We start from the raw sequence: 19969 nt of genomic DNA on the forward strand, positions 1-19969 counted from the left end.
CTTTCTTAATGACTGACCTTAGTATAATCACCAAAGGAGGAAAATAAAATAGAATATTTTTGGATTAAGTATTAATTTTCTCTGATTTTCAATAAAAAATTTATGCATGTTGTTTATTCGTTTTTTTCATTTATTATAGAAAGTTTACGTCTACAGCTCGCTGTATATCGTAGCGCAAAAGTGGAAGAACAGTATCCGAATATTTTGTTCGCAAAAGATGGAGAAATATATAATTTTCATGGAAAGAAAGTGATGCCAATCGGTGGTGCATACAGCGTTGACAAATATTATAGGATACGAAACGGGTTACCATGGTTTGAATCAGAACAGCCGGATGAAGTGATAAAAGAATATGTGGAACAGCAGTTAGATAAAGCCAAGTGGAATGTGGATATCGTACTCTCGCATACAGTACCGATTGAAGCGGAACCAGTGTGGGCGTTTATTCCAGGGCTTGCTCAATCAGCAGTGGACAAGACAACGGAAAAATGGCTACAGAAGATTTATGACAGGTTAGATTTTACAGAGTGGTATGCGGGACATTACCATGTAGAAAGTGAGGAGTGTGGAATACGAATTATGTATGAAGATTATGATGAAATTTGTGCTGAAGGGTAAAAGAATGGTTTGCTGATTTGAAAAATATAAGTTTATAGATGAAGGGGTATTTTTTAATGATATATCTCAGCAGTTTTAAATTAAGTGACAGAAGCATTAAAAATCCTAATATATATCCATATAATGTGTTTCATCGAAAAGACATAGATCCGTTCATATTTGCACCAATCACCGTGTTATATGGGAATAATGGTTCTGGAAAATCTATTATTTTGAATATCATAGCAAATAAACTCATGCTAACAGGGAAAGAGTATGCGACCAGTAATTCTTTTGGAATTGTGGACTATTGCGGAAAATTTTCATCAGAGTGCCAGTTTAGTTATGGAGAGGATGAATTTGGCAATGCATTTAGGAGATTCCCTGAAAACAGCAGATTTATCAAGAGTGAGGATATCCTGTATGAAATAAAAAAATACAGCAAAGACAGATTCTTTCTGATGGTATGGAATATGATTATATAAAAAATGGACATTCACAAAAAAGAAGCCGCTTTCTTGTTGCTTTTCAGTCAACTGATATGCTCCCTTCTAAGTAGACAAGAGAAATAATAAAATCTTGTTTATTTAGAAGGGAGCATATCAATTTATGGAGCAATAGCCCCATTTAGTACTATATAAGTGTAAGCCGTCTTTTAGATCAGATCGGTATCGGTTTACAGTTGTGATGCCAAATTTGAATTACAATGTCTCTCAGGATGTCCTTCGGAATGTCCCTCAGAATGTCCCTCAGAAAAAAGAGAGAAATCCGTCGGAAATTCAAATATTGAATATGATAAAAAGGATAATAAAATATGATCACAAACAGCAACATCGGTGTAGCAGGCAGTTTGTAAAAATATCTTTTGGAAACCCTGAAAGTGTGATATTATTTAAGTAAAGATTTTAGTCAAAGGGGTAAATGATGTGGCTACATTAAAAGATATCGCTGAAAAGGTAAAGGTTTCTCAAAGCACGGTTTCAAGAGTTCTGAATGGTGATCCGAACTTAAATGTGTCAGATGAGACCAGAGAAAATATAGTTACCGTGGCATGTGAGCTTGGATATAAGACGGTAAGTCAGAGATATAGTAAGCGTCAGGGAGATGCAGGAAAAAAGGCATCAGTAGAAGAGATGACGGAAAGCCAGAACCTTCCGGAGCGCAGAATCGGGATTGCGCAGATGTTCGAGATGAAGGAGCAGATGGAAGATATCTATTATATTATGCTGAAGAACCGTTTGGATGAAGCATGTTTTGAAAAGAAATGGACGACTGTCATGCTTTACCGGGATGAGAAGAAAAGATTTACCAAGAATGATGACCGTCCGATTGACGGACTGATTGCAATCGGAAGATTCAGTCCGGAGGAAATTCAGGATTTCCATCAATATACGGACAACATCGTATTTTTGGATTCTTCACCGGATGATATGAAGTATTACAGTATTGTGCCGAATTATCACCTGGCAATCCGTGAAGTACTGCAATGCTTTGAGGCAAAAGGCAAAGAGCGGATTGCATATCTTGGAAGTGTGGATACCCTTGGTGACGACAAGAAGCTGACGATGGACCCACGTTATTACTATTATAAAAATACACTGAATAATCAGAATCGGTTTGATGAGAGTCTGGTCATAGACTGCGAGATGAATTCGAGAAGCAGCTGCCAGAAAGTGCTGGAGTATCTGGACAGCCACACGCCAGAGGAATATCCGGACGCGATTTTTGCATCGAGTGATGCGGTAGCGCCGGGACTTGTAAAGGCGTTGCATGAAAGGGAGATTCTGCTTCCGGGACAAATAGGTGTCATTACATTTAACAACACCAGCTTCTCGGAGTTTTCTAATCCGCCGCTTTCTTCGGTCGAAGTATATATGAGAGAAAGCGTGGAGTCGACAGTGATGTGTATGGAACTTCTGTGGAAGAAGAATTCACTTCCGAAGAAGATTATTGTTCCGTGCAGTCTAGTGGACAGAGGAAGCGTATAAAATGGATAGAGATGTCGCTGGTACTCCACAATGCACTTGAAGTGAAAATGTGTCAGGCTACATTTTCTATGCGGCAATTTCCACAAAAACGACAAGCCAATTTAGTAAACATTTCATGAAAATAGTTTTCTTTAAGTAAAAATTTGCGTAAAAATATTGACTAAATATTTTTACGCTGATATATTCATTTCACAAGATACGAAAAATAAACGCAATAAAACAAAAGAAAATGCGTAAAAACGTATGGAAAAGCGAAAGCAAAATTCTACTAAATAAGGAGTAGAGAGATGGAGAAACTTATAAAATGATTCGTGACGAACTTCGTAAGAGAAAGGAACAGTAATATGTGGCGTGGAGTTGATTATTATCCGGAACAGTGGGATGAGGCTTTTTTAGAAGAAGATTTGGAAAATATCTGTGAGCTTGGATGCAATGTGATCCGTATCGCAGAGTTCGCATGGCATCTGATGGAAAAAACAGAAGGAAATTATGATTTTTCCTTTTTTGACCGTGTAATTGAAAAGGCAAAAGAAAAAGGTCTGAAGGTGATCATGGGAACTCCGACAGCGACCATTCCGGCATGGCTTGTGAAAAAGCATCCGGATATCCTGTCAGAGTTTGAAGACGGAACCGTCCGCACTTTTGGTGGACGCCATGTATATTGCTTTAACAGCGATGTGATGTATGAGTACTCAGAGAAGATCATTCGCGCACAGGCTGAGCATTATAAAAATGAAGATGCGATCGTGGCATGGCAGATTGACAATGAGCTGGGACATGAAGACAGTGACATCTGCTACTGTCCGAAATGCCGCTGCGCATTCCAGGGATTCCTTGAGCAGAAATTCGAGGGAAATATTGATAAGTTGAACGAAATTTACGGAACCACATTCTGGTCACAGGAATACAACGGATTTGATGAGATCCCACTTCCATCCAAGACCATAACCACACACAATCCGGCACTTCGTCTGGACTGGGAAAGATTCCGCAGCGAAAGCATTGTAAAATTTGCAAACTTCCAGACAGCGCTTCTTAAGGAAATCATTCCAGATGCGGTTGTGATGCATGACTTCCCGGGCGGAGGACTTGGAAAGCACGTAGATTATTCAGAAGTTGCAAAGAATCTGGATGTGGTAGCTTACAACAATTACCCGGTATGGGGTGGGCAGAAAGAGCCGCTTCCTGCAAATGAAATTGCATTTGGACTGGATTATATCCGTGGGCTCAAACGGGAAAACTTCTGGATCACAGAAGCGATTATGGGAGCACAGGGACATGATGTAACCGGATTTGCTCCACGCCCGAATCAGGCAAAGCTCTGGTCTTATCAGAGTATGGCGAGAGGTTGCGAATCGCTGATGTATTTCCGATACAGAGGTGCAACAAAAGGGGCAGAGCAGTTCTGTTATGGAATCTTGGATGCAGATAATGTTAAACGTAGAAAGTTTCACGAAGTACAGGGATTCTTTAATGAGATTAAGAATTACGAAAAAGAACTGAGCGCACCGGTTAAAAGTGAAGTTGCAATCGTATATGATTATGATTCGCTTGCAGCATTCCGTATCCAGAGACAAAGTTTCCTTCTCGACTGCGAAGCAGAGATGAAGAAGTTCCATAAAGTATTCTTTGATGCAAATGTTCCGGTGGATGTGATTTCGGCGGGAAGTACTCTTTCTGGTTATAAGATCGTGATTCTTCCACAGATGATCATTGCGAAACCGGATTTCCAGAAGCAGGTGAAAGAATTTACCGAGAACGGCGGAACGCTGGTTCTGACTTTCCGTGATTTTGTAAAAGATGAAAATAACAATCTGTTGTTTAAAAAAGTACTTCCAGTTGACTTTGATGAGTTTGCAGGAATCTATGTGACAGAGACTGAAAGTCTTCAGGAAGGACAGGAATTCCCGCTTGCAGGCGAAGAAGATTTCAGTTGTACACAGGGAGAGGGAGGAATTTTCCGTGACCTGCTCAGTGTGACAGATGCAGAAGTGCTGTTCCGCTACAATGATGTATTCTTCAAGGACTACGCAGCAGTGACAAAGAAGAAGCAGAAAGATGGATATGTATATTACCTTGGATGCGGATTGGATGAAACTATTTTAAAACAGCTTCTCAAGAAAATGGTAGACGAACAGGGAATCGTATCTGAGCATTCAACTGATGGCGTTGAGATCGTATACCGAGAGAGCGAAGATAGAAAGATTAAGATCACCATGAACCACAATGCATGCGAGGTACAAAATGCAGGTGTGACACTGGCGCCGTTTGAATGCAAGGTGGAAGAAGTTCGGAAATAAGTAGGATTTTTTTACAGAGAACAGTGGATTTGGTATTGTTTAAAAGATGAAAAATCTGACAGACGAGAAAATGAATCGGTAATATAGAAATAAAATAATGAAATGGCAATTGAAGAGATACAAAATAAATCTGGTGTAGAAGGCTGTATTGATTAGTAAAACAAGGAGATTTTTATGATTAAAGTTATTATGATGTGTGGAATATGCGGTTCCGGGAAAACAACTTATGCAAAGCAGAAAGAAAAAGAAGGCTATGTTCGCTTGTCCATTGATGAGGAAATGTGGAAAACTTACGGGAGAAAGGGGATTGATTATCCAAACGAACAGTATGAGAAACTTTCAGAAATAGTGGAAATGGCACTCCAGAAGGAGCTCCTGTCTCTCATTCAACAAGGAAAACATGTAGTCCTTGATTTCAGCTTTTGGAATAAGGCAAATAGAGCGTATTATAAAAGGCTTATAGAAAAAGCTGGCGGTACACCAGAACTTGTTTATATGAAGGCTAGTAAAGGAACCTTACAAAAAAGATTGTATAAAAGGAATCAGTCTTTGAATGCTAATTCTCCATTCATAATAACAAATGAGATACTAGAGCATCATTATAACGATTTTCAAGAACCATGTGGCGAAGGAGAAAAAGTAATTTTACAGGAAGAAGATTGTGTTGGGGCAGCCATTGATAGCCCTGACCACCTTTAGTGGTAGGCAATACGAGGGGGAACCGCAAGGAATGTTGCTACCCCGTACTGTCATTCCGAGAGGGGGAATTTCCGTTACCGAAGATGAAGACTACAAATGTATATCCAGTACAATTAAAGTAATGGCTTGTATCAAATCTTACTGGCGATGAAGTACCTGCGTTTATCTGATGAGGAGTGGACAGTATTTGTAAATGCTTTCGATCAGAAGTATATGGAAGATCTGACGGATATGCAGAACCATGTACTGCCGTATCTGCAGAGCTTTTGCAGTCTGGAAGAAAAAGGCGTGAAGGAGAGACAAGAACGGTTCGAGTATATGTATCGGCTGTTCTTTTTTGTTTTTGAACGTAAAAATGGTAATGTTTTTCTTGTGTACAGCAGAGCACTATAGTATAATAAATCCGGTTTTATTGCATAAGTTTAAAGGCTATAATAAGGAAAACGACAAACCAGATGAAAGTCTGGGACGCAAAGCCAGAAGAGGCTAAAGTCAGAAAGTTTGACCAGGTCTGCCGGTTGCAACTGTTTCTATATCATATATGGAAAAGATGTGAAAGCGGAAGAAATCTCGATAACTTATATACTATATCGATGAGTGATTCTAAAGAAATGTAGTAGGGATACGGGCATATTTGGGCAAGTATCCTTTTTATATGCCAAAATGGGTACGAAAACTGGCAGGGATAGGTTCTCTGTATACAGATAAAAGCAGGATGAAGAAGGCATAAGACGGAGAGAGGACTTTTATAAAATGAAAAATTATGAAGACAAAATATATTCATTAGGTGAGACTGTAACAGGGCAGACACAGGCCATGTCACAGGCCGTACAGAAAACACTGGAAAATAATGGCGGGGTAGGTATAATGACAGGATCTTATGACCAAAACCTGTCTATTTTGTCTGTGGATAATCTGCTGTTGCATAGTACAGGATATACATTCGATACTTTCATGGAACATACAAAAGGCTCATTGAAAAACTTCTTTTATGACGAGGAAGATAAACTGGAGCGAGACCGTTTTTTGCAGCTTCACGGAACAGGGGAAGCACAGATCCTTGCAGCAGACGGTACAGTGAATAATGTATGGCTTTGTAAAGAGGATGCGACAGATGAGGCGGGCAGACAGATCTGGGTTATGTCCGTACAGGTCAACTGGGATCATGTAAATTTGGCACTGCTCAATGAGGCTATCTATTCCGGCTTCTGGTATTTTGACTGTGACGAAAACAGTGAGATTGTGTATGCAAACTGGAGTCATGAATTCCGAAAAATGCTTGGCTATCATGACACTCTGGACTTTCCGAATAAACTGGAATCCTGGTCAGATCTTCTGCATCCACAGGATAAAGAAAGAGTAATGGTGCAGCTTCAGGCGGCAATTAAGGATAAGACGAACCAGATAAAATACCAGGTAGAGTATCGTATGAGAATGAAGGATAATCAATACCAGTGGTTTCGGGCATCTGCAGAAGTAATACGCCGTCTGGATGGTTCTGCCAGCAGGATTGCCGGGATTTTTATTAACATTGATAGGGAGAAAAAAGAAACCATGCAGGCACAAAAATCTGCTGCTTTCCACCGGGCTTTTACGAAAACAGATCTGTGCGAGTATTATGTAAATCTGGAAGCGAATACTTTTGATACCTTTAAGGTTGAACCGTCCCTGATGACAGTTTTTGAACAGAGTCGTACATGGGATGAACTGATCCGGCATTTTGTGGATTCCTATGTTGTGGGAACAGATAAGAAAGCGGTAGCTGCTTTTTATGACCGTGGTTATATTGCAGAAAAACTGAAAGGTCTGGAAACAGAATTATCTTTAGAGTGCCGAATCACTCTGGATGGAGAAGAACGATGGGTCCGCAATGTGATTATACGTGGCGAGATAGAGGATTCAGAATATGCCATGATCTTTCTGCGTGATATCACGGAGGCTAAGGTAGAGAGCGCACGGCATCTGCAGATGGCAGCGGACAATGCTTCCATGGAGCAGCTGATCCAGAGCATTGTGCGTCTGGTTGACCGTTTTGTTGTCTGTGATCTGGAAAATGACAGATATGAATTCTACAACCTGAATGGACAGATGATATATAAACCTCTGGGATTTTATCATGATTTTCAGATGCAGGTTCTTGAAAAATATAAGACACTGGAACCATTAGAAGCTATAGATATCCTGATAGCCCCGGATAATATCCGGAAAAAACTGAAAAGTGAAAATGATATTTATAAGTTTGAGTATTGCAGCCTGGATGAAAAGACTTATAAAATCGCTTCTTATATTCCCTTGGAATGGAAGAATGGAAAGCTGGAAAAGGTATTGCTGGCATCCATGGATGTGACACAGGAAAAGAAAGCAGAGATTGAATCCCGTCAGGCACTGATAGAAGCTTACCGGTCCGCAGAAAATGCAAATCGTGCGAAAACAGAATTCCTTTCCAATATGTCCCATGATATCCGGACACCAATGAATGCGATTGTGGGTCTGACGGCAATCGCAGGGGCAAATGTTGAGAGCCAGGACAGAGTCATTGAATGCCTCGGCAAGATCACAGAATCAAGCCGCCATCTGCTGGGGCTGATTAATGAAGTATTGGATATGGCACGTATTGAAAGTGGAAAAATGACACTGGCACAGGAAGATTTCAATCTGTCAGAGCTGGTAGATAATCTTATTACACTTACGAAACCGGTGCTTGATGAACATAAACATAATTTTGATATACACATCAATCATATTGAACATGAGGCTGTCTGTGGTGACAGCTTGAGGATTCAGCAGGTATTTGTGAATCTGATGAGTAATGCGATTAAGTATACAACGGATGGTGGAAATATTATTTTTTCCATAGAGGAAAAGCCAAATGGATTTTCAGAACTTGGATGCTATGAATTTACGATTGAGGATAATGGGATCGGTATGTCACCGGAATTCCAGGAAATCATGTTTGATCCTTTCAGCCGCGCGGATGACCAACGTACAACCAGAGTCCAGGGAACTGGTCTGGGAATGGCAATCAGCAGAAATATTGTGAACCTGATGAATGGCACTATTAAAGTGGATAGTACCTTGCACAAGGGAACTAAAATCACAGTAACAATTTATCTGGAGCTTCAGGAAAAAGAAAAAGAACAGGACAAAAATCTGATGAATCTGCCGGTTCTGGTAGTGGATGATGATAAGACATGCTGTGAAAGTACAGTTGCCACACTGAAGGAAATCGGTATTATGGGTGAATGGGTTCTCTCTGGCAGGGAAGCGGTTGAGCGCTGTTATGCACGGCATGAGTTGAAAGATGATTACTTTGCTGTTATTTTAGACTGGAAGATGCCGGAGATGGATGGTATAGAAACTGCCAGACAGATCCGGAAACGGATCGGGAAAGAGATTACCATCATTGTATTGACATCCTATGAATTCAGCGAAATTGAAGAAGAAGCAAAGGCTGCAGGTGTAGATGCTTTTATTGCAAAACCGCTGTTCCGTTCCCGGCTGACGGCAACACTGCGGCAGTTTACTTCAGGAAGAAAAGAAAAAACAGCGAGAAATTATCTGGAGAAGCTGTCAGAAGCAGACTACACAGGAAAAAGGATTCTGCTGGTTGAGGATAATGAGTTGAACAGAGAAATTGCTGGTGAAATTTTGCAGATGACAGGGGCAGAAGTGGAAACAGCAGAAAATGGAAAAATCGCAGTTGAAAAAGTGGAAGCTTATCCGGAAGGATTGTATGATCTTGTTTTTATGGATATCCAAATGCCTGTCATGAATGGTTATGAGGCAACTGCAGCAATCAGGAGCCTTCCGGGTGAAAAGGGAAAACTGCCTATTGTTGCCATGACTGCCAATGCTTTTGCAGAAGATGTACAGTTAGCCAAAAATACAGGCATGAATGGACATATCGCGAAACCGCTGGATATGAATAAGTTGAATGATGTTCTGGAAAACTGGCTGTAATTGCCTTCCAGATGCATGGGAAAAGCAGACAGGAAACATAGAGAGAGGATTTTGTTGTGACAGAAATATTCCTATTTGTAAAGGTGGAAAAGGTAGTGCAGTAATAGAGAAAAAGCTAGAGTTAGAACAATACATAGAAATTGTTTTTAGTTATAACACAGAAACAAGTTTAGAAGAATTTATGTTAGATTATAAAAAAATAGAGATGTTAATCACGATTGGCTCAGGTATAATTCCGTACAGAAGAAAAACTTGTTTTTATGATAGAAACAAATAATTTACACCTTATTTATACCTTTGGAAGACCGAATCGGAATAATTAAAAAAGTTGTCATAATTTAGTTGGTCAAAAAATAATACTACACTCAAAATCAATTAAAAAATCAATCGTAAAAAAATACGATTGATTTTTTGCACATTTCTTTTTGGGGTTGATGATAATGGAAATGTGAAAGGATTGCCAGATGTAAAACAGGCCTGTTTGGATATCGAAAATAAAATCAATGACAGTATATCACCTCAACCAAACTATACACTTGAAATACAGAATAATGACCAGACGATAAAACTTACTGTAAAAAGTGGTCTTCAAAAACCGTATTTATATAAATCAAAAGCATACAAACGAAATGATACAGCAACGATAGAGGTAGATACATTAGAATTTTCAAGGCTTGTATTAGATGGAAAAAATATTAGCTTCGAAGAATTACCTTGTAAAGATCAGGAGCTATCTTTTAAAATTTTACAGTGTAAACTGAAAGAAAATATTTACATTGAAACTTTCAATCAAGATACTTTAAAGACATTGAACCTATATGACAATATAAATGGTTATAATAATGCAGCGGGACTTTTGGCAGATAAAAATCATTTTTCAGGAATTGATATTGTTAAGTTCGGTGAGAATATCAGTATTATTCAAAAAAGAGTAACGTTTGAACATATATCGTTTTTAGAAATATATGAAAAAGCACTTGCTGTATTTAGAGATTATTACCAATATGAAGTAATACAGGGGGCTGACAGAAAGATGGTAGAGAAAATACCGGAAGCAGCTTTCAGAGAAGCAATTGCAAATGCTTTGATTCATAGGGTATGGGATATTAATTCACACATCAGAGTTTCTATGTTTGATGATAGAATAGAAGTAGTGTCTCCTGGTGGATTGCTGGCTGGAATAACGGCAGAAGAATATTTATCAGGTAAACTATCTATTTTAAGAAATAGAAATCTTGCAAATGTATTTTACAGACTGGGATTAGTAGAGATATTTGGAACAGGAATTACACGAATCAAACAACTGTATGCAGAGAGTTTGATAAAACCAGAATTTGAAGTGTCAGAAAATGCTATAAAAATCGTACTACCGATATTTGAAACGAATGTCAATTTAATCGAAGACGAAAAAGTGATTTACAAATTATTAAGTAAGACGATGCTGAAACCAATAAGTGAAATTGCACCATATGTCCCATTTGGCAAATCAAAAACAACACAATTACTGAAAGCTATGGAGAAAAAGGGTGTGATTGCAGTTGAAGGAAAAGGCAGAGGAACAAAATATATCATTAAGTGATTGAGAACAGATCACTGTCAGCATCGGACGGACCATTGCCCCCATGGTCGTCACAAAGCGTCCGAAGCATAAGACATAGTTTTCTTTTCTAAGACCTTTGTATTGTGAAATTAGATTCATGATACGTTTTCCCCTTTGCATATTCCCCAGTTTCCAACTACTAATAATATACAATGCGGGCACTTTTTTGTCTATCGTATTCCGTCGGGTTTCAGCAAAAAATGGCGGTTGATTGAAGCCGGAAAATGATGTATCTTAGTACTTAGGAAATAGCAGTTGTAAGGGGATTATGACTGAGCGAAAAAGGAGAATATGATGAAATCAGAAGAGGTTATGAGAATACTGGAAAATGCCATCCGTATCGGAAAAGGTGTAATCCGGTATGGAAGTGTTGCATCGTATATTCCGGAGCTTGCCAAGGCAGATAAGAATAAACTGGGAATCTGCCTTTACACAATAGACGGCAATCAATTTGAGACCGGAAATACAGAAGACAGATTTACGATACAGTCCATTTCCAAAGTAATGGCACTGTGTCTGGCACTGGAAACATTTGGAGCAGAGTTTGTGTTTGATTATGTTGGTGTGGAGCCGTCAGGGGAGGCTTTTAACTCACTGGTAGAACTGGATAACCGAAGTAACCGGCCCTTTAATCCGATGATCAATTCTGGAGCAATCACGGTTGCGAGCCTGCTTGTAAACCACTATTCCATCGAAGATATGCAGAAGTATATGCAGGACGTATGTGAAGATCCGGAGATTGCAGTAGACGAAGCTGTATTTCAGTCTGAGATGGCGACTTGCGCAAGAAATAAGGCGATTGCCTATCTTTTAAAAAGTAAGGAGATCATTGATACCGATGTAGAAGATAGTGTTACCTTTTATACAAAGATGTGTTCCATGTCGGTAAATGCAAGAGATCTGGCAATGTTCGGTCTTCTGCTTGCAAATGACGGAGTGCAATTATCTACCGGAAAACGTCTGATCTCATCTCAGACTGTACGGATGGTACAGACCATTATGCTCACCTGCGGGATGTATGACGGATCAGGTGAATTTGCGTTAAGAACAGGAATTCCGACTAAGAGCGGAGTCGGCGGCGGCCTGCTTAGCGTATCGAAAAAGAAAATGGGAATCGGGATCTACGGACCGTCTCTTGATAAAAAAGGAAACTGTATCGCAGGCTGCGAATTGTTGGGATATATTTCAGAAGCACTGCATCTTCACATCTTTGATACCAGAGAGTGGAAGGTAGAAGAATAAAAAAAGACGATACTGCAGAACTCCCTTAGCATGTGGTTTGGCAGTGTCGCTTTTCTTTTATCCGCTTATTTTTCAGAGGATGGAAGACAATTTCCATCTTTAACAATGGTTGGTTCTTTTCCGGCAATCATGGTTACCATGTATCCATTTTTTCCCAAATTGATTGCAACGACTTTTCCTTTTTTCGTATGGAAAATCTGAATAAGGATATCTTTTGAAGTCGGTTTGTTCTTAAAATAGTTGCTTGGTCTGCTGTCCCCGGTAGGAATCGCACCATTGGCGTGTAAAGTAGAAAGATGGAATTTTGTCTATGTTGATAAATCTTATCGAGATGATTTTGAATTGACAAAGCTTTGTATGGAACAGGTTGGAAATCTCAATACGATTTATGAGTATATGAGTGCAAGGTTGCGAGGTAACAAGGAATTGGCAATGCTTGATTTACAAGAGGATTTTCCAAATACAGAATACTATTCATCTAAACTTAGAAATGATGATGAAATAGCAGCGACATTGTTTAGACTTCATGGAGCTGATTCATGGGCATGGCATCATATGAGCAAGCGTCTAAAGAAAAAATACAAGATAGAAGAAATGTAGAGGTGTGGTAAATGTGAAAGATTAGCTTTATGCTAATCGGATAAGCATTTTATATATTATGGGTGATGTATTAAGAATAATAGATCGATTTAAAATAACAGGCCATGGCGTTATTTATACAGTAAAAATCAGTAAAGGTGCAAATGTTCGCATGGGAGATCTTCTGTCTGATCTTAGGGGAAATAGATTTGAAGTTAGTGGAATCGAAATGTTTAGAAGAAAGATACCGGAAGGAAAGACTTTTGAAGATATGCCTCTTGGATTAATGCTTAAGCAAATAGACAGCGTGGATCCCTTTGGAAATGTACTTGTTAAAAATCTGAAGGAGATTAATTTCATTTTTTGTAATCATCCGCTGTATCAAAGAAAAGTTGATGAAGACTATGAAGATGAGTATCAAGAGGCTGGGTTACATCACTCTTGTGCATTATTCAGCTATGAAGACATGGAAAGCGGTAAGCTGTCATTGTTTGGAGAAGAGATATCTGGTCTTACAATTTATCGTGGTTGGATGATGAAGCCGGAAATGTATTCGGATTTCTATAAGTTACTGGAACAGAAAGGAATTTATCTGATTAATACTCCAGAGGAATATGAGAGGTATCACACGTTACCTGGATGGCATGATGACTTTGCAGAAGAAACTGCGCAGTCAGTATGGGAGACTGAGGGAAATATTGAAAATATATTGTTGAAGGCTAAACAATTAAATGGTCCTTATATTGTAAAAGACTATGTTAAGAGCAGAAAACATGAATGGTATGATGCATGTTTTATAAAAAATATTTCGGATATTGCGAATACAACAAGAGTAATAAGAAATTTTGTAGAACGTCAAGGTGATTCATTGGTAGGCGGAATTGTTCTACGAAAATTTATGGACTTACATCAAATTGGATTTCATGAAAGAAGTGGAATGCCTATATCAGAAGAATATAGAATATTCGTTTACGCTGGAAAAATTCTGATAATGGATAACTACTGGACGGAAAAAGAGGATATAAGATTATCCGACGTTGAAATTAGTTGGATAGAATGCATCGCAAAAAAAGTTAGAAGCAACTTTGTAACAATTGATATAGCACGGAAAGATGACGGAGAGCTGATGATCATGGAATTTGGTGATGGTCAAGTTTCTGGATTGCAGCAAATCGAAACAAAAGATTTTTATCAATCATTTGAACAAGAAGAACGTATTTCGGCTAAAGAGTTTTTTACAGACGGAACTGCAATATTGATTGGAGATCCAATGCCGGATAAGTCAGTTGAGCAAATGCAATTAGATATTGCAAGCATCAGTAGTACTCAAGAACTGGTTGATGTTTATGTACAGGTACACAATAAATTCTGGTATATTGAAGATGCTCTGTATGATTATGAAGAAGAATCCGAAGAGTATATCAGAGTAAAAGAAATTGTGGAAGCTTGGGGTGAAATGATGGATTTGCTCGACAAAAAGATCATGGTTGCAGCAAAGGAAGAGAGACTTCTTGCAGAACGTCAGCTCAATTCTGGAACTGTCAAACAGCTTGAAAGCTTTATGAAGAAGTATGGCTATAAAGATGGAGGCAGATGGTGGATTAAGTTAGAATAAATAATGTGGCTGTAAGATAGTGCTTTTGTATGTGTTAGAACAGAGATAAAGTGTCCAAGTATTAGCAAATCAGAATCTACACAGCCTTCTATAAAACCAATTTTCCGATAAAAACATACACCTTATTTTACACCTTTTGCGGACGATATTATGCGAAAATAAACCAGGTTATGCCAGAAAGCAAAAATTTACAAAGGCTTACAAAGCCCGAAAAACCAAGAAAAACTAAGAAATGCGAGGTTATGCAACAATGATAAAAGTATTATTCATCTGCCACGGCAATATCTGCCGTTCAACCATGGCAGAATACGTTATGAAATATTTAGTAGAGCAGGCAGAGCTTTCTGCCGACTTCTACATTGATTCTGCGGCGACCAGCCGGGAGGAGATTGGTAATGGTGTACACCGTGGTACAAGAAAGAAATTAAAAGAAGTTGGCATCCCTTGCGGGGATCACCGTGCACGCCAGATGACAAGAAGAGATTACGATGAATTTGATTATCTGATAGGAATGGAAAGCTGGAATATCCGCAACATGTTACGAATTGTCGGAGATGATCCGGAACAGAAAATTTATAAATTACTGGATTTTACAGACCGGAAGGGTGAGGATATTGCCGATCCATGGTACACAGGAAATTTTGATGCGACTTATCGTGATGTGAGAGAAGGATGCGAAGCTCTTCTTGCATGGCTTGTGAATCGATAAGAGTGCTTGAAAAAGCAGTGCTTTCGATTGGTGTGATTGACCGGGAAGGTGTATGCTTGAAAACAATAATCGCAGCAGACCCTTGTGTGATGTCCTTAAGGAATGCACTGGATCTGCTGCGATAATATTACATATTATTCACAATATTTAGCAAGATCTTTCTTGAATCCGGCGAGCTGTTCAGAAAGAGCGGCAGTGTTTTCATCAGAAAGAGTTTCAAGAATAGCCTGCATGTCAGATTTAATTTTTTCTGGATTATATGGAACTTCCAGAGCGAAGTCGCTATATGCGCGGATTTTCTGGAAATACATGTTTGTTTCTTTTTCTTCTTGCTGGTTCCGGCACATCTGATACATAGATACGCTATCGGTAGCATCTAATTCCGTACATTCTTTACAAATCCATTTTCCAAGAAAATAGTATTTTCCATTGATTTCATATATAAATCCCGGTTGCTGTAAAAATTCTTCTAATAACATAATAGAACCTCCTTTTTAATTGATTATACCGTAACAAATGTAGATGGAAAATGCAACATTCTTGCGAAAAATCAATAATGTATCGCATTTATAGATATGAGTCGATAATACATTTTTATACACTTACGCGAATAAATATGCTATAATAAAAATTCGCAGAGATTTTTTGAGGGAGGATATAAGATGAGACCGAAAAATGCATGTATGTTGTTGCTGACAGCATTTATATGGGGAACTGCATTTGTTGCACAAAGTGTGGGAATGGACTATTTGGAACCATTTACATTTAACGGTGTAAGATGCTTGATCGGAGCAATTGCATTGCTACCGTGTATCTGGTTCTTTAATCGTGGAAAAGAAAAAGAGAATAAGGTAAATGATAAAAATGCAAAAAGAGATTTAATTAAGGGCGGAATTGCCTGCGGTATTTTACTGTTTGCAGCAAGCAGTCTGCAACAAATCGGGCTGGTATATACAGCAGCTGGTAAGGCCGGATTTATCACAGCCTTTTATATTGTACTTGTTCCGGTATTTGGCATTTTCCTTCATAAAAATATAGGATGGAAAGTATGGACAGCCGTTGCAATAGCACTGGCAGGACTTTATTTCTTGTGTATTACAGAGACATTTACCATTGGAGTTGGAGATATTTACGTGTTTTTATGTGCATTGATCTTCTCGGTTCACATATTAGTTGTAGATCATTATGCACCAAAAGTAGATGGAGTAAAATTATCATGTATACAGTTCTTGGTCGCTGGTATTGTATCCATTCCATTTATGTTGATATTAGAAAGTCCAAAGATGGGAAATATGATGACAAGCTGGTTCCCGTTGATTTATGCCGGGGTATTTTCCTGCGGAATTGCATATACTTTGCAGATCCTTGGACAGAAGAATGTTAATCCGGCGATTGCATCGCTGATTTTAAGTTTGGAATCCTGCTTTTCTGTATTATCTGGCTGGGTAATTTTGGGAGAGCGGTTATCGGCAAGAGAGACAATAGGATGTATTATGATGTTTGCGGCAATCATTCTGGCGCAGATTCCAGACAAAAAGAGCAGTGCAGATACAAACTAAAAATACAGTAACTGGTGCTTTGTAAGAGTATAGAAACTATTTAACATAGAAAGGAAAGAAAACATGAGATTTGTAATTCAGAGAGTATTAGAAAGTGAAGTAAAGGTAGACGGTGAGAGTCTGGGCAAGATTGGAAAAGGGTTCATGGTACTGATCGGTGTCAGCGATTCCGATACAAAAGAAGTAGCAGATAAGATGGTGAAAAAAATGCTTGGACTGCGCATTTTTGAGGATGAACAGGGCAAAACGAATCTTTCTCTGGAAAGCGTAGACGGAGAGCTCCTTCTGATTTCTCAGTTTACGTTATATGCAAACTGTAAGAGAGGAAACCGTCCAAGCTTCATCGAAGCGGGTGCACCGGATATGGCATCGGATATGTATGAGTACATTGTTGAGAAATGCAAAGAACAGGTACCGGTTGTAGAGCGCGGACAGTTTGGAGCAGATATGAAAGTAAGTCTGGTAAATGACGGACCGTTTACGATAGTTTTGGATTCAGATACACTTTAAGATTCAGGCAAATATAAAAAATAAAGATATCATTAATGGAAAATGAGCGTCTGCAAATGTATAATACTGCAGGCGCTCATTTTGATTGCCATAGTATATGGAAAAAGTTGCCAGTGGCGGGCCATGCGGGTAACTATGAGAGTAAAAGTTTATTGTATTCTGAGCTTTTGCGAGACCGAATCTAAGAGTCTGATTTGTCAAGATGTTTTCTCTGGTGTTCCAGACGTTCTTCCAGCTTTTTACGATGCTTTTCCAGTTTTTCAAAAATTTCCGGATGCTCACGTAATATTTTGTCTTTCAGTATACGTCTTCGCTTTTCAATCAGCTGGTAAATGAGATGTTTATTGTCAGCAAGACTCTTTGGCATTTCATCTACATGCAGTTCAATACGGCGTAAGATTTCGTCTTCATCAAAAGCTCCAAGTGAATGCCAGCTTTCCAGATGATCTTCCAGACCGTTTTCAATAATTTCTTCAATATCTTTCAAACCGTGAATATGATTTAAAATATGATGAACCTCATGCTCGATTTCCTCAACAACCTGATCACCGTAAGCCCAGGCAAATTCTTCCAGTGTATTTTCTTCTTCGGCAGGAAGAAAGCTAAGACGACGTGTAACGAATTCACGCTCTTCTTCCGGAACATCCAGTGTATATGGCGGCAGGATTTCTGCATCATGAAGTGCCGCAAGAATTGTCCTTCGTACATGACCTTCACGGATCAGATGTTCTATTCCGAGCTGGCGCATCTGCAGATTCAGTTGTTCTGTATGCTCTGTAATATAGAATTTTATATTTTTCTTTGAAAAACTTGCCGTCAGTTCTTCCAGATGATCGGCAGCAGTGATATCCATGCTGTTAACTGCGCGTGCATCGATAATAATGACTTTCGTGTCTTCTTTAATTGCATTTTCCAGATCTGACTGAAGTACATTAATATTTGCAAAAAAGAGATTTTCGTTGAAACGATACAGAAGAACTCCTTTTATTGGATAGGCATGTATGTTTCTGCTCAGATCATGATAGCCTTCTTTGCCAGGTATAATACCAAGGAAAAAACGGTTTGGATTCGCGGCTTTTGTGATGACAGCGAAGAAGGAAAGCAGTACACCGATCAATACGCCATAAATAGTACCCAGGCATAATACACTGATGCAGGCAGCCATAAATATATGAAATTCCTGTTTGCTCTGGTGAAAGAGCCGAATACATAAATGAATTTCAACGACATCCATTAATGCAGAAATAACAATAGCGGTCAGAATAGGAACAGGAAGAAATCCAATAAATCCTGTAAAAAACAAAAGTAAAAATGTCATTGTTATACCGGCTGTAATAGAAACAACCTGTGAATGTCCACTATATTGTTCGTTCATTGATGTACGGGAAATACTTCCATTTACAGGGCAGGAGCCAACAATAGCGGAAGCAATATTACCGGCAGCACATGCCAGAATTTCCTGACGGTCTTCCAGCGGATAGCCATTCCGGAAAGCAAAATTATTTTCAGCAAGTAAAGTTTCAGCCATTACGACAAGTGAGATCATGAGTCCACGCCCGGCAGCCTGTGTAAGGTCAATCTGACTGAAATCCGGAAAAGTAAGAGCCGGAAGTCCACGGTTTACGGAGGCGAGTAACTGCACACCATATGTATCAATATGCAGGAAAATAGTACATAAAACTGCGAGAAACATAATCAAAATAGCAATCGGAAATTTCGGAATGATTTTTTTGCAAAGTCTTATGACAAGCAAAGTAATAATTCCTAATAATAAGGAAAGCCAGTGAATGTTTTTTGCAGCGGAATAAATATATTCAGCCAGCTCGATAATTTCACCGGATCCCGCGGAACTTCCCATAAGCTTTGGTATTTGCATTAAAATAATCGTCAAAGCGATACCGCTGATAAATCCACCCATGACAGGCGTAGAGATGAAACCGACCATTCGGTCTGCCCGGATAAAATAAAAAAAGAGCAGCCACAACCCTGTAAATAGTGCCAGTGCCGAAACATAGTTTAGAGCTTCTCTGGAACCCGGAGTGATGCCAAGTGTAAGGAGAGCGCTTCCGGCGAGGGCAGCAGGTGCAGCATCCACACCGAAAATAAACTGGCGTGAAGTGGAAAAAATTGCAAATAATAAAATAGGTAAAACAGAACCGTATAAACCATATACCGCGGGCAGCCCTGAAATCTGTGCATAACCCATAGAAATAGGAATAGATACAGCAGCAATGATAATTCCGGAGAAAATATCCTGTTTTAAATAATTTTTGTCATAATTTCTTAATGTAGATAAAATATGTATTTTCATAATGAAGACCTCCAATAGAAATAATAGTGAAAATATATGTAGGTTTCAATCTTTGCTTTTTGTTTTCATTGAAATTATAACAGTATAAAAAGAAAAGAACAATCAAAAGAAAATTAGAAAAAGTTGTTGACAGGAAAATTTATACTGTGATATATTAGATAGGCTGTCGCAAGAGAGCAGAATAACTCAGAAATGAGTTGCAAAAAAGATTAAAATAATTATTGACAAAGAGTTGAAATTATGATAATCTATTATAGCTGTCGCGTGAGACACACCTGAGAAGCGTAGATGTCACACGGA

Annotated in this window: 17 protein-coding genes and 1 riboswitch; of the genes, 15 read left to right on the forward strand and 2 right to left on the reverse strand. The window is 38.8% G+C overall.

Annotated features, from left to right (window positions below):
* Positions 1 to 180: 180 nt before the first annotated feature.
* The 13 genes from H8S07_RS12935 to H8S07_RS12995 all read left to right on the forward strand — a co-directional run bounded on the left by H8S07_RS12935 (position 181) and on the right by H8S07_RS12995 (position 15289).
* Positions 181 to 618, forward strand: coding sequence for a hypothetical protein (locus H8S07_RS12935; RefSeq protein ID WP_147366248.1), 438 nt, complete (start codon positions 181 to 183; stop codon positions 616 to 618).
* Positions 619 to 674: 56 nt separating this feature from the next.
* Positions 675 to 1082, forward strand: coding sequence for an AAA family ATPase (locus tag H8S07_RS12940; RefSeq protein ID WP_243176030.1), 408 nt, complete (start codon positions 675 to 677; stop codon positions 1080 to 1082).
* A gap of 441 nt (positions 1083 to 1523) precedes the next feature.
* A complete protein-coding gene (locus tag H8S07_RS14790) occupies positions 1524 to 2585 on the forward strand; it encodes a LacI family DNA-binding transcriptional regulator (RefSeq protein WP_186856159.1) in 1062 nt (353 codons plus the stop codon).
* A gap of 344 nt (positions 2586 to 2929) precedes the next feature.
* Positions 2930 to 4885 carry a beta-galactosidase gene (locus tag H8S07_RS12950; protein ID WP_186856160.1) on the forward strand — a complete coding sequence of 652 codons (1956 nt, stop codon included), beginning with the start codon at positions 2930 to 2932 and terminating at the stop codon, positions 4883 to 4885.
* A 174-nt stretch (positions 4886 to 5059) separates the two neighbouring features.
* Positions 5060 to 5584, forward strand: a complete 525-nt coding sequence (locus H8S07_RS12955) for an AAA family ATPase (RefSeq protein WP_186856161.1) — start codon at positions 5060 to 5062, stop codon at positions 5582 to 5584.
* Between the two features lie 126 nt (positions 5585 to 5710).
* Positions 5711 to 5977 carry a hypothetical protein gene (locus H8S07_RS12960; RefSeq protein WP_186856162.1) on the forward strand — a complete coding sequence of 89 codons (267 nt, stop codon included), beginning with the start codon at positions 5711 to 5713 and terminating at the stop codon, positions 5975 to 5977.
* Between the two features lie 42 nt (positions 5978 to 6019).
* Positions 6020 to 6110, forward strand: a riboswitch (cyclic di-GMP riboswitch).
* Between the two features lie 227 nt (positions 6111 to 6337).
* On the forward strand, positions 6338 to 9544 hold the full coding sequence (locus H8S07_RS12965) for a hybrid sensor histidine kinase/response regulator (protein WP_186856163.1): 3207 nt from the start codon (positions 6338 to 6340) through the stop codon (positions 9542 to 9544).
* The gene (locus H8S07_RS12970) at positions 9519 to 9821 is read left to right on the forward strand and encodes a hypothetical protein (protein WP_186856164.1); all 303 of its coding nucleotides are present in this window, start codon (positions 9519 to 9521) and stop codon (positions 9819 to 9821) included. Before H8S07_RS12965 ends, H8S07_RS12970 begins: the two co-directional genes overlap by 26 nt.
* 126 nt (positions 9822 to 9947) lie before the next feature.
* Entirely contained in the window at positions 9948 to 11123 is a 1176-nt protein-coding gene (locus tag H8S07_RS12975; protein WP_279287688.1) for an ATP-binding protein, read from the forward strand.
* Between the two features lie 312 nt (positions 11124 to 11435).
* Positions 11436 to 12386: a glutaminase A gene (gene glsA, locus H8S07_RS12980; protein ID WP_186856165.1), complete on the forward strand. Its 951-nt coding sequence runs from the start codon at positions 11436 to 11438 to the stop codon at positions 12384 to 12386.
* Between the two features lie 276 nt (positions 12387 to 12662).
* Positions 12663 to 12986, forward strand: a complete 324-nt coding sequence (locus H8S07_RS12985) for a hypothetical protein (RefSeq protein WP_186856166.1) — start codon at positions 12663 to 12665, stop codon at positions 12984 to 12986.
* Positions 12987 to 13044: 58 nt separating this feature from the next.
* A complete protein-coding gene (locus H8S07_RS12990) occupies positions 13045 to 14580 on the forward strand; it encodes an ATP-grasp domain-containing protein (RefSeq protein ID WP_243176032.1) in 1536 nt (511 codons plus the stop codon).
* A 250-nt stretch (positions 14581 to 14830) separates the two neighbouring features.
* Positions 14831 to 15289 carry a low molecular weight protein-tyrosine-phosphatase gene (locus H8S07_RS12995; RefSeq protein WP_186856167.1) on the forward strand — a complete coding sequence of 153 codons (459 nt, stop codon included), beginning with the start codon at positions 14831 to 14833 and terminating at the stop codon, positions 15287 to 15289.
* Between the two features lie 134 nt (positions 15290 to 15423).
* Here H8S07_RS12995 and H8S07_RS13000 read toward each other — a convergent pair whose 3' ends face one another.
* Positions 15424 to 15768 carry a hypothetical protein gene (locus H8S07_RS13000; RefSeq protein WP_118288575.1) on the reverse strand — a complete coding sequence of 115 codons (345 nt, stop codon included), beginning with the start codon at positions 15766 to 15768 and terminating at the stop codon, positions 15424 to 15426.
* A gap of 183 nt (positions 15769 to 15951) precedes the next feature.
* Between H8S07_RS13000 and H8S07_RS13005 the strand changes: the two genes are divergently transcribed.
* Both H8S07_RS13005 and dtd read left to right on the forward strand, forming a co-directional pair.
* Positions 15952 to 16848 (forward strand): DMT family transporter, encoded by an 897-nt coding sequence (locus H8S07_RS13005; protein WP_186856168.1) that lies wholly within the window; start codon positions 15952 to 15954, stop codon positions 16846 to 16848.
* 63 nt (positions 16849 to 16911) lie between these two features.
* Positions 16912 to 17358: a D-aminoacyl-tRNA deacylase gene (gene dtd / locus H8S07_RS13010; RefSeq protein ID WP_117538078.1), complete on the forward strand. Its 447-nt coding sequence runs from the start codon at positions 16912 to 16914 to the stop codon at positions 17356 to 17358.
* A gap of 181 nt (positions 17359 to 17539) precedes the next feature.
* Here dtd and H8S07_RS13015 read toward each other — a convergent pair whose 3' ends face one another.
* Positions 17540 to 19669 (reverse strand): SulP family inorganic anion transporter, encoded by a 2130-nt coding sequence (locus H8S07_RS13015; RefSeq protein WP_186856169.1) that lies wholly within the window; start codon positions 19667 to 19669, stop codon positions 17540 to 17542.
* Positions 19670 to 19969 lie beyond the last annotated feature (300 nt).

It is taken from the genome of Dorea hominis, assembly GCF_014287705.1.
In the GTDB taxonomy this organism is placed as follows: domain Bacteria; phylum Bacillota; class Clostridia; order Lachnospirales; family Lachnospiraceae; genus Dorea_D; species Dorea_D hominis.